We start from the raw sequence: 13,741 nt of genomic DNA on the forward strand, positions 1-13,741 counted from the left end.
TGGGTCTGTTTATCGATATTTGCACAGGCCAAAAGAGCATTAAGTCAATACAGACATAACGAATTAGCGCGATTTATCTAGCTGTGTCTGTGTCTGTGTCTGTATCTGAGAGTCTCTATCTGGTGACACACTTAAGGCTAGGTCCGGGTTGGATATTGACTCCGGGCGTGATGTTAGGCTTGAGTCTGACTCATCCGTCACATCCCTGTGATGAGTGCCCGTCTCCCGGTTCGTCACTGGCGTGACAGGCTGCTCATCAAAGAGAATCGACATGCCATGGCGCTCCAGATCATCGAACTGATCATGTTTCACCGCCCAGAAAAAAATGCCAAAAGCAATCAGTACAAATAGCATGGCGATAGGGATAAGCACATAGATAATACTCATGGCTGTTGCCTCAATAATCGTAAACTGTTGCACACCACAATCAGGGAACTGGCAGACATGCCCAGCGCGGCAATATAGGGATACACATGGCCGGTGACCGCTAAGGGTAAAATAAGCAGGTTATAGGCAACTGCCCAGTAAAAGTTCTGTTTGATGATGCTTTGAGTGCGCTTGGCAATACGGATTGCCCGGGTAAAGCGGCTGAGATGATCCCCCAGTAAAATGGCATCGGCGCTGCTGTGTGCCAAAGAGGTGCCACTGCCCATGGCAATGGAAATATCCGCGCCGGCCAGTACTGGACTATCGTTGATGCCATCGCCAAACATGGCAACCCGTTTGCCCTCGTGTTGTAGCTGGCGTACCAGTGCTAATTTATCTTCTGGCAGCAGGGCACTGTAATATTGCTGCACCCCTAACTCTTCAGCTAATGCTGACACTTGCTCAGAGTGATCCCCACTGGCAATTAATACGTTGATGCCCATCTGTTGCAAACGGGTGACCGTCTGTGCTGCATCCGGGCGCAGAGTATCACTCAAGCACAGTTGGCACAGCGCTTCACCATCGCGGGACAGCCAAATATCTTGCTGCATGGCTGTCAGTGGCTGACGCCATGCGGGTAGCTGCTGGGTCGGACAAGCAAAGCTGAAATGCCCCACCCGGTAGTGATGCTGATCCAAGCTTGCTGCTAAGCCTTGGCCGATATACTGAGTGAGCCCCTCAAAGGGCACATGATGGGTGAAATAGCCTTCACAGGCTTTAGCGATCGGGTGCAGTGAGCCGGCCTCTAAATTGGCAATCAGGTTTAGCAGGGCAATATGCGCTTTATGCTGCGGGTTCAGTTGTCCGGCACTGCGAATATGGCTATCGGGCGTGGCCAGTGAATCTATCTCCAATTGGCCGCAGGTCAAGGTCCCGGTTTTATCCAATACCACGTGGGTCAGCTTCGGCAGTTGTTCAAATACACTGGCATTGCGGATCAGCAGTCCCATTCGGGTGAACTGGGCAGTGGCGCAGGTAATGGCCGTCGGTGTGGCCAAGGCCAATGCGCAGGGACAGGTGGCGACCAGTACTGACAGGCTGATCCAAAAGGCATCGCTTGGTGAGAGAAAAAACCAGATAAGATAAGTTAGCCCTGCCAACAGGATAATCGCACCTGACAGTAGTCCTGACAAACGATTTGCCCTGTCTGCCAGTTTGGGACGGGTATGAGAAGCACTTTCCTGCAAGCGGATAATCCCGGCGACTAACTGGGCTTGTCCCAGTGCCGTGACTTCAACCTCTAGGCGCTGATCCAGATTGATGGTACCAGCATACACAGTATCACCGGTTTGCTTGGTTACCGGTTGCTGCTCACCGGTCAACATGGCTTCATTGACACTGGAATGGCCACGAATAATCACCCCGTCTGCCGCTAATGCTTCACCTGGCCGGGTATGAATAATATCGCCCAGTTGCAGTTGGCCGGCAGGAATTTCACTGAGTTTGCCTTTACGCATCACTCTGGCTGTGAGGGGCACCAGTTTGTGCAAATTACTGGCACTGACTGATGCGGTTTGCAGGGCTTGTTGTTCAAAATAACGTCCCAGCAGCAAAAAGAAGGTAAACATGGTGACGGATTCAAAATAGACCTCTCCTGTGCCTTGTATTGTGGCAAACACACTGGCCAGATAGGCACCACAGATAGCCAGTGATACGGCCAGATCCATATTCACCCGCCCCAGCAGCAAAGCCCGCAACGCACTGAAATAAAAAGGCACTGCGGAGTAAAACACCACAGGAGCGGCGAAGATCAGACTGACCCAGCGAAAGTAGTCCCGGTACTCCTGCTCCAAATCGCTGAAGTAACCCGAATAGAGCGCCAAAGCAAACATCATCACTTGCATGGTGGCAAAACCGGCCAGAGCTAACCGGATCAGAAAACGGCGACTTTGCCGTTTGCTGAGTAGCTCTTCTTGGTTGGCTTGGTAAGGCGCGGCTTGATAGCCAATTTGGCTCAGTTGCTGGAGTATGGCGCTTAAAGGGAGGGTTTCTGCGTGATAATGCACTAGCGCCCGGCGGGTGGCGGTGTTAACGGAAATACGTTCAATTCCGGCAAGGCCACTGAGATGATGTTCAATCAGCCAAGCACAGGCGGCGCAGGTAATCCCCTCAATGGTCAGGGAGACACTGCTAAAGGCCTGCTCTTGGTGGACAAAATCCTGCTGAATTTCGCTAAGATCATAGGCGCTGAAGCGGTTAAGCTCCGCGGGGATCAGCGCCGCTTGTTTCTGACCCGGTTGGGTGCGAAAACGGTAATAATGGCTTAGCCCTGCTGCAATAATCGCTGCTGATACCGCCTGACAGCCGGGACAGCACATGACTTCATCTCGGCCATCTATTTTGGTGGTGAATCTGTCTTGACATAACACGGGCTCATTGCAGTGATAACAGACCTGACCCATAACTTCTCACTCTACATGTGTCTCATGGTGCCACTGTAACGGCAAGGACGATAAGGAATTAATTAACCCAGCGTAGGGTGGACTGACTAAAATCAATCCGTTGCTGCAGACGCCAACTATCATCAAAGCTTTGCAGCCGAAGTTCCCACTCGCCAGTTAACGGTTGCTCAAGGTGAATGCTAAAGCGACCGGATGGATCACTGGTGGCCATAAACTCTTGGTCCTGTTGTGCCAGCGTTGGGTGATAAAGCTCAACACTGAGCCCGGCGCGATATGCAGGACCGCCGTGCTGGGTGAGGATCAACTGGTAGGGCATTTGGGTTGTTTGCGAGACGGAAAATTGCATACCCAATTGACGGGCATAAGTGATTTTACTTAAGTCCATATTGATGGCTTTACCCCGTTTGTAATAATCCTCTGCGACGAGGGCATCGGCATTATCCAGGGCAATTTTCATGGTGATCAGACTGGCAATGACCACGCAGGTAGGCAGGATAATCAAAAACCAGGGCCAGAACTGTTTGTACCAAGGCAGAGTAGGGGTCATGGTAGTAAACCTTGTATATTCAGCGTGTTAATATTTTTCTTTAAATTTAACCAGAGTTTATCACTGAAAGAAAAGGCCCCGGTAGTGAACGGGGCCTGTTTATGGCGAGTTGTGATTATTTGTTACTTTTTTCCTGTGACAAGCTGTACACGTAGGCCGTGATCACATGCACCTTATCTTCGCCGAGAATATCCTTCCAGGCCGGCATCATGCCGGTGCGGCCCTGTTGAATACTTTCTGCAATGGCTCCGCGGCTTCCACCGTACAGCCAAGCGGTATCGGTCAGATTAGGCGCACCCATTAGCTTGTTACCTGTGCCATCCATACCATGACAGGCAAAGCAGCCTTTCATAAAGGACGCCTGTCCCTGAGCTGCGAGTGCTTCATCATGCTTACGGCCGGACAGCTTAACCACATATTCGGTTAAGCCCGGAATTTCAGCATCGTCAATGGGCAGGCCGCCTTTGGGCATCATCATGCCATTCCTACCGTTGAGCAGGGTGGTTTTGATGGTGGCTAAATCGCCGCCATACAGCCAAGCATTGTCGGCCAGATTGGGAAAGCCGGTACTACCACGGGCATCAGAGCCATGACACTGGGCGCAGTTTTGTAAAAACAGTCTGCCACCCACTTTTAGGGCTTCTTCATTATGTACCAGCTGCTCCAGCGGGGTGTCAGCAAAGGCTTTAAAGATGGGCCCGTACTGTTTTTCCGCTTGCGCCATTTCCCGGTCATATTGCACCCGAACATGGTTGTTGGCCGCATCAGCGACGGCCTGCTTGCTTTGCTCAAGACTGGTAATGCCTTGGTGCGAGCTGGTCCAGCTCATTAGCCCCTTGAAATTACCAAGCCCTGGGTAGAGCAGCAGATACACGACACCAAAGACAATGGTGATATAGAACATATAACTCCACCATTTGGGCAATGGGTTATTTAGCTCTTCAATTCCATCAAAGCTGTGGCCCATGGACTCGCCTTCGCTGACATCTGTGTTGTTCTTATTGCAAGCCCACAACAGGTAGATACAGCCCAGAATCACCGCGATAGTGAGCACGGTGATCCAGATACTCCAGAAACTACTCATGACGTCTGTTCCCCCGCGCGCTTGAGTGCCTGTTTTTCCTCTTCAGTGAAAATAAGGTGGGCAGCTTCATCAAATTGCTTGTGGCGCCGGGCACTGTATGCCCAGGCAAAGATGCCGACAAAGCTGACCATTACCAGCAGGGTCATTACGCCCTGAAATGTGCCATAGTCCATTATTCTGCCTCCTTATTTCAATGCATGACCCAGTGACTGCAGATAGGCAATCATGGCCTGCATTTCGGTCTTGCCCGCGACAGCTTGCTGAGCGCCATCTATGTCTTCTTGGGTGTAGGGAACACCGAAATCACGGAAAATTTCCATTTTTGCAGCGGTCTCTTTGCCATCCAGAACATTGTCCATCAACCAGGGGAACCCAGGCATATTGGACTGGGGCACCACGGCGCGAGGATCGATCAGATGCACCTCATGCCATTTATCACTGTAACGGCCTCCGACGCGGGCTAAATCCGGCCCGGTACGCTTGGAGCCCCACTGGAAGGGATGATCCCACACAGACTCACCGGCGACAGAATAGTGGCCGTAGCGCTCAGTTTCCGCTCTGAGTGGCCGGATCATCTGGCTATGACAGTTGTAACAACCTTCACGGATATAAATATCCCGGCCTTCCAGCTCTAACGCGGTATAGGGTCTGAGTCCTGCTACCGGCTCAGTGGTTTCTTTTTGAAACAGCAGCGGGGTGATTTGCACTAATCCGCCGATACTGATCACCAATACGATTAAAATCCCCAGTAGGCCGATGTTTTTTTCGACGATTTCATGATTGAACTTCATCGTAACTCTCCTTAGGCCGGGGTGGCGTCGTTAATGGCGGCTAACGAGGCTTTCGGTGCCCGCACAGTGCGCAGCACGTTGTAAGCCATCACCAGCATGCCTGTGACAAAGAAACAGCCGCCGATAAAGCGCACAAAGTAGAAGGGGTAAGAGGCTTCTAAGCTTTCAACAAAGCTGTAGGTCAAGGTGCCATCAGCATTGACTGCGCGCCACATCATTCCCTGCATCACGCCGGATATCCACATGGAGACGATATAGAGTACGGTGCCAACCGTTGCCAGCCAGAAATGGACGTTAACCAGGGCGGTGGAGTACATCCGGCCTTGATTGAACAGTACTGGGATCAAATGGTAGAGCGAGCCAATAGAAACCATGGCGACCCAGCCCAGTGCGCCGGAGTGAACATGGCCCACGGTCCAGTCGGTGTAGTGTGATAAGGCGTTAACTGTCTTAATCGCCATCATGGGGCCTTCAAAGGTGGACATGCCGTAGAAAGACAGTGAGACCACCAAAAAGCGCAATACAGGATCGGTTCTCAGCTTATGCCAAGCACCTGACAGGGTCATAATACCGTTGATCATTCCCCCCCAAGATGGGGCGAATAAAATCAGTGACATCACCATTCCCAGCGACTGGGTCCAGTCAGGCAGGGCGGTATAGTGCAAATGGTGTGGGCCAGCCCAGATATACAGCGCGATAAGTGCCCAGAAATGCACAATGGAGAGTCGGTAGGAATAGACAGGTCTGCCCGCTTGTTTGGGCACAAAGTAGTACATCATGCCAAGGAAGCCTGCCGTCAACAAAAAGCCCACCGCATTATGGCCATACCACCACTGCACCATGGCATCAACGGCACCGGCATAGACGGAGTAAGATTTCCACATGCTAACCGGCATCGCCAGTGAGTTCACGATATGCAGTACCGCAACCGTGATAATAAAAGCGCCGAAGAACCAGTTAGCAACATAAATATGCGAGGTGCGCCGTTTGACGATAGTGCCAAAGAACACCACGGCGTAGGCAACCCACACAAGGGTAATGGCGATATCTATCGGCCATTCTAACTCGGCATATTCTTTACCACTGGTGATGCCTAACGGCAGGGTAATCGCGGCTGAGAGGATAATGGCTTGCCAGCCCCAAAAGGTAAATGCAGCCAATTTGGGGGCAAATAACCGGGTTTGACAGGTACGCTGTACCACATAATAGGAGGTGGCAAACAGCGCCGACGTGCCGAACGCAAAAATGACCGCATTAGTATGCAGGGGGCGTAAACGGCTATAGGTTAACCAAGGGGTATCGAAGTTCAGCTGGGGCCAGATTAACTGGGCTGCAATCAATACACCGACACTCATACCAACAATACCCCAAAGCACAGTAGTCAGGGCAAATTGGCGAACGACAGTGTAATTGTAATCAGCGCCGACTGGCTGGGAATGGTTCATCATAATGCTTCCACTGCTTATTACTTTTACTTATTGATGGCAAAGGCGGACCTTTACATGTGTAGGGACAAAATCCACATCTCCGGCAGAAGATGTTGCTTTACTGTCAATACGCCTGTCTAAAAAATACTGATTAATCAACAGGCAGCGCAATGATACTTGAGCTATGTCAAAAAAGATACTCAATATAATCTGGTATGTTTGATCTCGATCAATATTGAATGGAAAATGTTAATAAAATGATTTTGCGGGTTAATGTTGTGGGTTGGTTTAAATCTATCTATATGATTTATATTGTGTTGTTTTTAGTAGGGTGGGGAGTGGTTTCTGGCTGTGATAATAACAGCATACCCCAAACGGGGCATGACAATGCCAGCCAAACTTTGTGTCAATTTGCTACGGGGCAATGTCAGGCTCAAAGGGCTGAATTTACCGCTTTACTTGGTGTATCACCTGTATCTGCCCCTAGTGGTGAACCACTCACCTTTACACTGACCCTGCCTGCTATGGCAAAAGAGGTAAAGCTACAACTACAGGGGCGGGATATGTTTATGGGGCGCATTCCTGTGCCGCTTACATTATCAGGAACGGGGCAGTACCAGGGGCAAGCTATCTATGGTGCCTGTGCTTCTGGTTATATGGTCTGGCGCGCGATGGTGACCTTTTCCCTTGATGGTAAACCCCGTACCGTTTGGTTCGATTTTCTGGCTGATGCGCCTTTGTCTGATAAGTCAGTATCATAAGGCAAGTGTTGATGTTTTATGGGCGACTCGTCGCGAGTATAAAAGCCCTATCTTGCAATAGGGCTTTAATCTCGGCAGCCAATAAGTACACTGGCTGCCAGATGCTCAATAACCGGCGTGCGTTACCAGCCGCACTGGCGTCCGGCTTGGCTATTTTGCTTATCCAGCCAGACCTTGAGTGGGGCAAAGTAATCAAGTACTGCTGAGGCATCCATGGTGCGGGTGCCGGTCACTTCCTCTAGCGCATCCGGCCAAGGGCGACTCATGCCCATTTCTAATAGGCGGTTAAGCTTGTCTCCGGCCGCTTTACTGTTGTAAATACTGCATCTGTGCACCGGGCCGGTATTCCCGGCCAGTTCACATAGCGCTTGATGGAACTGGAATTGCAAAATATGCGCGAGGAAATAACGGGTATAGGGCACATTACCGGGCACATGATATTTGGCACCGGGGTCAAAGTCCGTTTCATCCCGGGCTACAGGGGCTTTTACCCCCTGATATTGCTCCCGCAGTTGCCACCAAGCTTGGTTATAGTGTTCCGGTGAGATTTCCCCGGAGAAAACCTGCCAGCGCCATTGATCTATCATCAGACCAAAGGGCAGAAATGCCACTTTATCCAGCGCTTGTTTTAGCAGTAAGCCAATATCTTTACTTTCATCTGGAATGGTATCAAGCAGACCAATCTGCTGAAGATAAGCCGGGGTAATGGAGAGGGCAACAGTATCTCCGATAGCTTCGTGGAAGCCGTCATTGGCACTGTTTTTAAATAGATGGGGCTGGTGGCGATATGCGCGCTGATAAATGTTGTGGCCTAATTCATGGTGGATCACCACAAACTCTTCGCCAGTTTTCTGGATACACATTTTGATACGGATATCATCTTCATTATCCAGATCCCAGGCTGAAGCGTGGCAGACGACATCGCGATCTTCTGGTTGGGTGAATAAAGAGCGTTGCCAGAAGGTGTCCGGCAGCGGGGCAAATCCCAGAGAGGTAAAAAACTGCTCAGCCTGTTTGACCATTTGTTTTTCATCATACTTGGCGTTATGTAGCAGCTCTGTCACATCATAACCCGGATCAGCATTATCCGGCGCGACAAGATCGTAAATATTGCCCCATTGCTGGGCCCACATATTACCGAGTAAATGGGCCGGAATTGGCCCGTGTTGCGACACGACATCATCACCATAAGTTTGATTTAACTCACCGCGTACATAGCAATGTAATGATTCATACAGGGGTTTTACCTGCAGCCACAGTCGGTCCAGTTCCTGACTGAATGCTTGGGGGGACATATCGTACTGACTGCGCCACAGCTGCGACAGATCGTTAAAGCCCAGATCCCGCGCCCCTTCATTGGTCAGGGCGACTTCTTGTGCAAACAGCGGTCGCATTGGTTTAGCAATCTCCCGCCAGCCCGTCCAGATGGCTTCTAGCTGTTTTGGGTCCCGTGAACTGGCCATGGTGGCAGACAGTTCAGGCAATGTCTGGCACGGCTGCCCCTCTGGACAGTATTTCCCTTTGCCATAAAGGCCATTGAGCTCGGCGGCGATGTCGGCTAAGGCTTTATTTTTTGCCGGATCCAACGGGGCAGGTAAGACTAACATGCTACGGAGTAAATGCAGTTTACGGTGGTTTTCTGCATCCAGTTTTACCTGGCTGTATTGCGCCGCTTCGGTGGCAAATTTTACTTGGGCGGCAGTGACTTTTTCCGCCACTGATGCTGCTAAAGCCGCGGTATCTTCAGTGATAAAGTTGCTGTAAATCCACTCAGCGCGGTTTTGCTCCAGCGACAGGTGTGCCAGTTCAGCTTCCGCCCGGGCGATAAATGCCTTGGCCTGTGCCGCTGTGGCCTGAACTTGAGGTGTTTGGACTGTGTTTGCTTGCGCTGATAACTGTGTCGGTTGCTGCGTTTGGCTGCAGCTGGGCAGCAGTAATGCCGCCGTAATAGCTATTGTCAAAGGTAAGCGGGTAGGGGAGGCCTGTGTCATAGTATCTTCCATGTTGTTTTTATGTTTCGCAGTTTATCCAACTCATTTGCATCTGTGTAGCATCTCGGTTGACTTTGTTTGCAACTTAGTTGGGTTTATACGTAATTACCGCAAGTTAGCGAATGGTTGTGCGTTGCACTTGTTTGACATTTCATTAACCAATGTTTAATTTAAACAGGCGTTTAAAATGTACGGGGGAGCAGTTATGGCCAATCGAAGCGATACCAAAATCCGGATTTTGGATGCAGCAGAGAAGCTGTTTGCCGAGCGGGGATTTTCAGATACCTCACTGCGCTTGATCACCGGGCGGGCGGAGGTGAATCTGGCCTCGGTCAATTACCATTTCGGCTCAAAAAAGGAACTTATCCGCGCCGTACTGGCCCGCTATCTGGATGTGTTTATGCCCGCTGCAGCAGGACAAATTCAGCAATTGCAGCAACGCCAACAGCAGGTACCACTGGAGCAGGTATTTGCCGCGCTGGTGGAACCATTACTGCAACTTAATCAGGTGCGCCATGGTGGTACTACGGTATTTTTGCAGTTATTGGGGCGGGGTTATATCGAAAGTCAGGGACACTTGCGCTGGTTTATCACCACCCATTACCGTGATGCATTGCAACAGTTTGTCTCGGCGGTATCAGATAGTGCGCCACAGGTGCCTGCTGCTGAAATGTTTTGGCGATTGCACTTTACCTTAGGCACCATTGTTTTCACCATGGCCAGTGCTGATGCACTGATGGAAATCGCTGCCGCCGATTTTGACGAACATAATGATATTGAAGCGGTGATCCGCAAAGTGATCCCCTATATGGCCGCAGGGGTGACTGCACCCTGGCATACTGCTGAAATCAGTGCCGCGGGCTAATATGAACCCTTGTGTTTAGCCAGTTAAAGCTAATTAGCTGGTCGTTGAACAAGAGTATTGAGGCATAAAAAACCGCCGGTAAATCGGCGGTTTTGGCTTTTTGCTAATGTGGGTTCCAGTTATAGCCTGCTCCCCATTGCGATATTGGCTATCGCGGTGTGAGAGAGTAATAAAGTTTCATGCTAACAATCTAACCACCCGTGAATTTAAGCCCCATAAACCATCCTGCCTATTTATCAATATCAGCACGCGGCTAAATAAACTAGTGACTTCTTCAGCAGTTGAACTTCCAGTTGATCGCACTAAGATGTTTCGGACAAAAAGCAGTTAGATTTTTTGCTCTATTTGAGTCTTTAGTCATTAGAAAAAATAATGGTAACGCCGCGCTCAGTCGCAGACAAAATGGCACTTGTTTTGCTGGGGTTATGGCAAAAAAGTGACAGTTTTAGCTGTCGGTTGCAGTGCCTTGTTATGAGTTTTACCATTCACTTTTGATATCTGCCGACAATTTATCAAAATTTTCTATATTTAAATCTGCTAACAACAACTTTACAGCGGAAATTGTTTCTTCTAAATATAAGAGACTTAATTAACTAGTTCCATGTATATCGGCTTGATGCATCACCAAAAGAATAAATAAAAAGAAGGTCTCATTTATAGTGGATGCTTCACTTCCCGATTTGGAAAGTACAGACTTAGCCGCAAGGTCGCGATTTAATTTTTCTTATCTAAACGAGTTACAAGATGGAGCTCAATCCATAGCCGAATGGAATCAAGATGGCAAAAAAGATGCATCCTTGGAAAAGTTGCTATTAAATCTTAAGGTTTATAGTACTTATCCTCTTTCTCATTGGATTAATGAGAGACGCTTAACTATTTATGGTCGATTTCCTAAAGAAAAATCAGAATTTAAGCATCCTGTGAACGTTCCTCACGAAGTTTTTTGGGGGAGATTTCGGTTGGCTGGTAAAGTACACCTAGCGGGATTTGTAATCCCGTCAGAATTTGAAGATACGGAATTTACTACTAAAGAGTTGCACACCCAAAGTAAATGCTTAAGGGAAAATCAAGCTTTCCATCTATTATATCGATAAAAAATTTAGAACCTCCAATCTCTCGGTAGTCCTCCCTTTTTTAACCGCAGTTTAAAGTAGAGGCTAAGCAGCCATCAGTGGTGGCCTGCCATTGTTTGCTTTGTGTGGTCGTTCATGATTGTAAAACCAAAGCCACTTTGTTGCGTAGTCTTGTACCTCGTCTATTGAGTCGAAAAGATGCTTGCTGACCCAACTGTATCGAATTGTTTTGTTGTGCCTTTCTATGTAAGCGTTCTGCTGGGGCTTACCTGGCTGAATATATTCAATCCGAATGTTGTGTCGCTTAGCCCAATTGACAAACTCACCGCTAATGAACTCAGGCCCATTATCACAACGGATAATTGAAGGCTTTGGCCGCTGCTCCAAGAGTTGATTTAGCGTCCTAATAACTCGTAATGCTGGCAATGACAATCCCGCTTCAATCGCCAAACCTTCACGATGATAATCATCGATAACGTTGAATAAGCGGTAGCGTCGGCCATCGGCTAATTGATCATGCATGAAATCTACAGACCAAACTTGATTCGGCCGCACGGGTTCTTTTAGAGGCTCTGGGGCATGGCGTTTTAGCCGTCGTTTGGGGCGAATACGCAGGTTTAACGCCAACTCGCAATAAATACGATATACGCGTTTGTGGTTCCAGAGTTTGCCTTTCACATTGCGCAGGTAATCAAAGCACAGACCAAAGCCCCAGTCATTTTCATCTGTCGTCAGCTGGATAAGCCAATCGGCAATATCCGCATTTTCATCTCGAAGGACTGATTGGTAGCGGTAGCAACTTTCACTGACACTGAAAATGCGACACGCCATTCGAATACTGATGTCTGAAGCCGCCACAGACTGCTGAGCAAGCACTCGCCGCTCACTGGGCTTCACCACTTTTTTGCCATGGCTTCCTGAATGATTTCGGCTTTGAGGCGTTCTTCTGCATACATTTTCTTGAGCCGCCGGTTTTCGTCCTCAAGCTCTTTCATGCGTGCCATGAGTGACGCATCCATGCCACCATATTTTGCACGCCATTTGTAAAAGGTCGCACTGCTCATGCCATGCTCACGACAAAGCTCTGGAACGGGCGTTCCTGCTTCAGCTTGCTTGAGGATGTTAATTATCTGACTGTCTGTGTATCGCGATGTTTTCATGTCGAATCTCCTACGTTTTACCTTACGAGAAAATTCTACTTTTGGCTGCTGTTATTTTTCGGGGGGACTACCGCCTGTCGTTGGAAGCAACACTGGTACATCGAATTTGATTCTGGTCACAGAGCTGTTTTGCGAGTTATTAGTTGAATCCGGTGATACAGAAATTGAGCCAACTTGGCCACCACCATCAGATGATGTTTGCTCTTGAGTGACTGTTACAGCGACATCGAAAGAAACATGTTGAAGGGGAACTCCTGTCTCTTGGCAAAAGGCTTGACCCTCAGTTGAGCTATGAAACCTTGCTGATATGGGGTTCACCTTGGCATTTTTTGTAGCTCCGTATTCTTGAGCAACAGATACACCGTTGATTATTTGCTTTAGAGTTTCAGAAACAAAATCGTCTAGTTTCATTGTCTATACCAAAAGAGATAGAATAAAAGAACCTATAGAGGCAATACTGCCCGCATATGGCAAGCTATTCAGAAGTGTTTTTACAACAACTTTGCTTGGTGACTCTGAAAGAACTTGTGATTCTATTGCATCAATAACTTCAAATGATTCTTTCTCTTGCTCTGGGCTTAAATCAAGCTTTGTAATTTCAGCTTTCAAGGCTTCTAGATGTTCCTGAAGGTCTTGATTCTGAACATTTATATTGACTGAATTGTCTGTGGAGTTTTGATTTACTCTATTGTTTGTTCCAGAAATATTATATGTAATGCTCTGTACCGCTTTCTCAGCCTCAGGAAGACCTAAATTTTTAACATTCATTTGGTATCCAGCTGGAATGCCATGAAATTGCTCGTGAAAACCGGGATCAATTACCTCATAGGTTTCAGTCGCACCATTAGACATGGTCCGCCTTATTAGGTCGCCACTCTCAATAAGAATGTCTGAACGCTGAATGAAGATTTTCCCTTTTTGAACGCTGGCCTTTATAGACTCAATATTCTCGCCAGTTTTCTTCAAGACACTAATAGTGTCAGTTAATAAACTATCGAATGACACGATTCTCTCCTTGGTGATTTAATAGTGTATTACCCGGACTTCTCGTTAAACCCTGAACAAAATCAAGGCGTACAATCATAGAGTGGGTGAGTTAATTCAATTGATACAGTAACTTACTAACAAGCATTACCACAAGTTATGGGAATATCTTCAAAACAAAGCAAAACTTGTATTACCTGAGCCACCCAATGACGCGGTACGTAAATCAG

General features: G+C 48.4%; 14 protein-coding genes. 3 read left to right on the top strand and 11 right to left on the bottom strand.

Annotated features, from left to right (window positions below; genetic code table 11):
* Positions 1–63 precede the first annotated feature (63 nt).
* From ccoS to ccoN, 7 genes are all read right to left on the bottom strand, one after another.
* The gene (ccoS, locus tag NFHSH190041_RS08145; RefSeq protein ID WP_261924734.1) at positions 64–387 is read right to left on the bottom strand and encodes a cbb3-type cytochrome oxidase assembly protein CcoS; all 324 of its coding nucleotides are present in this window, start codon (positions 385–387) and stop codon (positions 64–66) included.
* Positions 384–2,828, bottom strand: coding sequence for a heavy metal translocating P-type ATPase (locus NFHSH190041_RS08150; RefSeq protein WP_261924735.1), 2,445 nt, complete (start codon positions 2,826–2,828; stop codon positions 384–386). Before NFHSH190041_RS08150 ends, ccoS begins: the two co-directional genes overlap by 4 nt.
* Before the next feature lie 58 nt (positions 2,829–2,886).
* On the bottom strand, positions 2,887–3,375 hold the full coding sequence (locus NFHSH190041_RS08155) for a FixH family protein (RefSeq protein WP_261924736.1): 489 nt from the start codon (positions 3,373–3,375) through the stop codon (positions 2,887–2,889).
* A 115-nt stretch (positions 3,376–3,490) separates the two neighbouring features.
* Positions 3,491–4,459 (bottom strand): cytochrome-c oxidase, cbb3-type subunit III, encoded by a 969-nt coding sequence (gene ccoP / locus NFHSH190041_RS08160; protein ID WP_261924737.1) that lies wholly within the window; start codon positions 4,457–4,459, stop codon positions 3,491–3,493.
* Positions 4,456–4,632, bottom strand: coding sequence for a cbb3-type cytochrome oxidase subunit 3 (locus NFHSH190041_RS08165; RefSeq protein WP_261924738.1), 177 nt, complete (start codon positions 4,630–4,632; stop codon positions 4,456–4,458). The genes ccoP and NFHSH190041_RS08165 overlap by 4 nt, the downstream gene beginning before the upstream one ends.
* A gap of 12 nt (positions 4,633–4,644) precedes the next feature.
* Complete coding sequence (gene ccoO / locus NFHSH190041_RS08170; RefSeq protein WP_261924739.1) at positions 4,645–5,250, bottom strand: cytochrome-c oxidase, cbb3-type subunit II; 606 nt, start codon at positions 5,248–5,250, stop codon at positions 4,645–4,647.
* Between the two features lie 11 nt (positions 5,251–5,261).
* Positions 5,262–6,698: a cytochrome-c oxidase, cbb3-type subunit I gene (ccoN, locus tag NFHSH190041_RS08175; RefSeq protein WP_261924740.1), complete on the bottom strand. Its 1,437-nt coding sequence runs from the start codon at positions 6,696–6,698 to the stop codon at positions 5,262–5,264.
* 218 nt (positions 6,699–6,916) lie between these two features.
* On the opposite strand from ccoN, the gene NFHSH190041_RS08180 reads away from it, so the two are divergent.
* The gene (locus NFHSH190041_RS08180) at positions 6,917–7,438 is read left to right on the top strand and encodes a hypothetical protein (protein ID WP_261924741.1); all 522 of its coding nucleotides are present in this window, start codon (positions 6,917–6,919) and stop codon (positions 7,436–7,438) included.
* Between the two features lie 122 nt (positions 7,439–7,560).
* Here the strand turns inward: NFHSH190041_RS08180 and NFHSH190041_RS08185 are convergent, their stop codons facing one another.
* Positions 7,561–9,429, bottom strand: a complete 1,869-nt coding sequence (locus NFHSH190041_RS08185) for a M2 family metallopeptidase (protein ID WP_261924742.1) — start codon at positions 9,427–9,429, stop codon at positions 7,561–7,563.
* A 205-nt stretch (positions 9,430–9,634) separates the two neighbouring features.
* Between NFHSH190041_RS08185 and NFHSH190041_RS08190 the strand changes: the two genes are divergently transcribed.
* Both NFHSH190041_RS08190 and NFHSH190041_RS08195 read left to right on the top strand, forming a co-directional pair.
* A complete protein-coding gene (locus NFHSH190041_RS08190; protein ID WP_261924743.1) occupies positions 9,635–10,294 on the top strand; it encodes a TetR/AcrR family transcriptional regulator in 660 nt (219 codons plus the stop codon).
* Positions 10,295–10,953: 659 nt separating this feature from the next.
* The gene (locus NFHSH190041_RS08195) at positions 10,954–11,388 is read left to right on the top strand and encodes a hypothetical protein (RefSeq protein ID WP_261924744.1); all 435 of its coding nucleotides are present in this window, start codon (positions 10,954–10,956) and stop codon (positions 11,386–11,388) included.
* A 63-nt stretch (positions 11,389–11,451) separates the two neighbouring features.
* Here the strand turns inward: NFHSH190041_RS08195 and NFHSH190041_RS08200 are convergent.
* From NFHSH190041_RS08200 to NFHSH190041_RS08210, 3 genes are all read right to left on the bottom strand, one after another.
* A protein-coding gene (locus NFHSH190041_RS08200) for an IS3 family transposase (RefSeq protein WP_261921927.1) occupies positions 11,452–12,527 on the bottom strand; the annotation gives its coding sequence in 2 pieces (ribosomal slippage) (positions 11,452–12,275 and positions 12,275–12,527; 1,077 coding nt in all).
* Between the two features lie 51 nt (positions 12,528–12,578).
* The gene (locus NFHSH190041_RS08205) at positions 12,579–12,938 is read right to left on the bottom strand and encodes a hypothetical protein (RefSeq protein ID WP_261924745.1); all 360 of its coding nucleotides are present in this window, start codon (positions 12,936–12,938) and stop codon (positions 12,579–12,581) included.
* A gap of 3 nt (positions 12,939–12,941) precedes the next feature.
* Positions 12,942–13,532, bottom strand: coding sequence for a hypothetical protein (locus NFHSH190041_RS08210; RefSeq protein WP_261924746.1), 591 nt, complete (start codon positions 13,530–13,532; stop codon positions 12,942–12,944).
* Positions 13,533–13,741 lie beyond the last annotated feature (209 nt).

The sequence above is a fragment of the Shewanella sp. NFH-SH190041 genome (genome assembly GCF_024363255.1).
GTDB lineage: Bacteria > Pseudomonadota > Gammaproteobacteria > Enterobacterales > Shewanellaceae > Shewanella.

What these genes read in the sequence shown, in the direction of transcription:
- ccoS (WP_261924734.1), bottom strand. Translation starts at nt 387, where the DNA reads ATGAGTATTATCTATGTGCTTATCCCTATCGCCATGCTATTTGTACTG.
- NFHSH190041_RS08150 (WP_261924735.1), bottom strand. Translation starts at nt 2,828, where the DNA reads ATGGGTCAGGTCTGTTATCACTGCAATGAGCCCGTGTTATGTCAAGAC.
- NFHSH190041_RS08155 (WP_261924736.1), bottom strand. Translation starts at nt 3,375, where the DNA reads ATGACCCCTACTCTGCCTTGGTACAAACAGTTCTGGCCCTGGTTTTTG.
- ccoP (WP_261924737.1), bottom strand. Translation starts at nt 4,459, where the DNA reads ATGAGTAGTTTCTGGAGTATCTGGATCACCGTGCTCACTATCGCGGTG.
- NFHSH190041_RS08165 (WP_261924738.1), bottom strand. Translation starts at nt 4,632, where the DNA reads ATGGACTATGGCACATTTCAGGGCGTAATGACCCTGCTGGTAATGGTC.
- ccoO (WP_261924739.1), bottom strand. Translation starts at nt 5,250, where the DNA reads ATGAAGTTCAATCATGAAATCGTCGAAAAAAACATCGGCCTACTGGGG.
- ccoN (WP_261924740.1), bottom strand. Translation starts at nt 6,698, where the DNA reads ATGATGAACCATTCCCAGCCAGTCGGCGCTGATTACAATTACACTGTC.
- NFHSH190041_RS08180 (WP_261924741.1), top strand. Translation starts at nt 6,917, where the DNA reads ATGGAAAATGTTAATAAAATGATTTTGCGGGTTAATGTTGTGGGTTGG.
- NFHSH190041_RS08185 (WP_261924742.1), bottom strand. Translation starts at nt 9,429, where the DNA reads ATGACACAGGCCTCCCCTACCCGCTTACCTTTGACAATAGCTATTACG.
- NFHSH190041_RS08190 (WP_261924743.1), top strand. Translation starts at nt 9,635, where the DNA reads ATGGCCAATCGAAGCGATACCAAAATCCGGATTTTGGATGCAGCAGAG.
- NFHSH190041_RS08205 (WP_261924745.1), bottom strand. Translation starts at nt 12,938, where the DNA reads ATGAAACTAGACGATTTTGTTTCTGAAACTCTAAAGCAAATAATCAAC.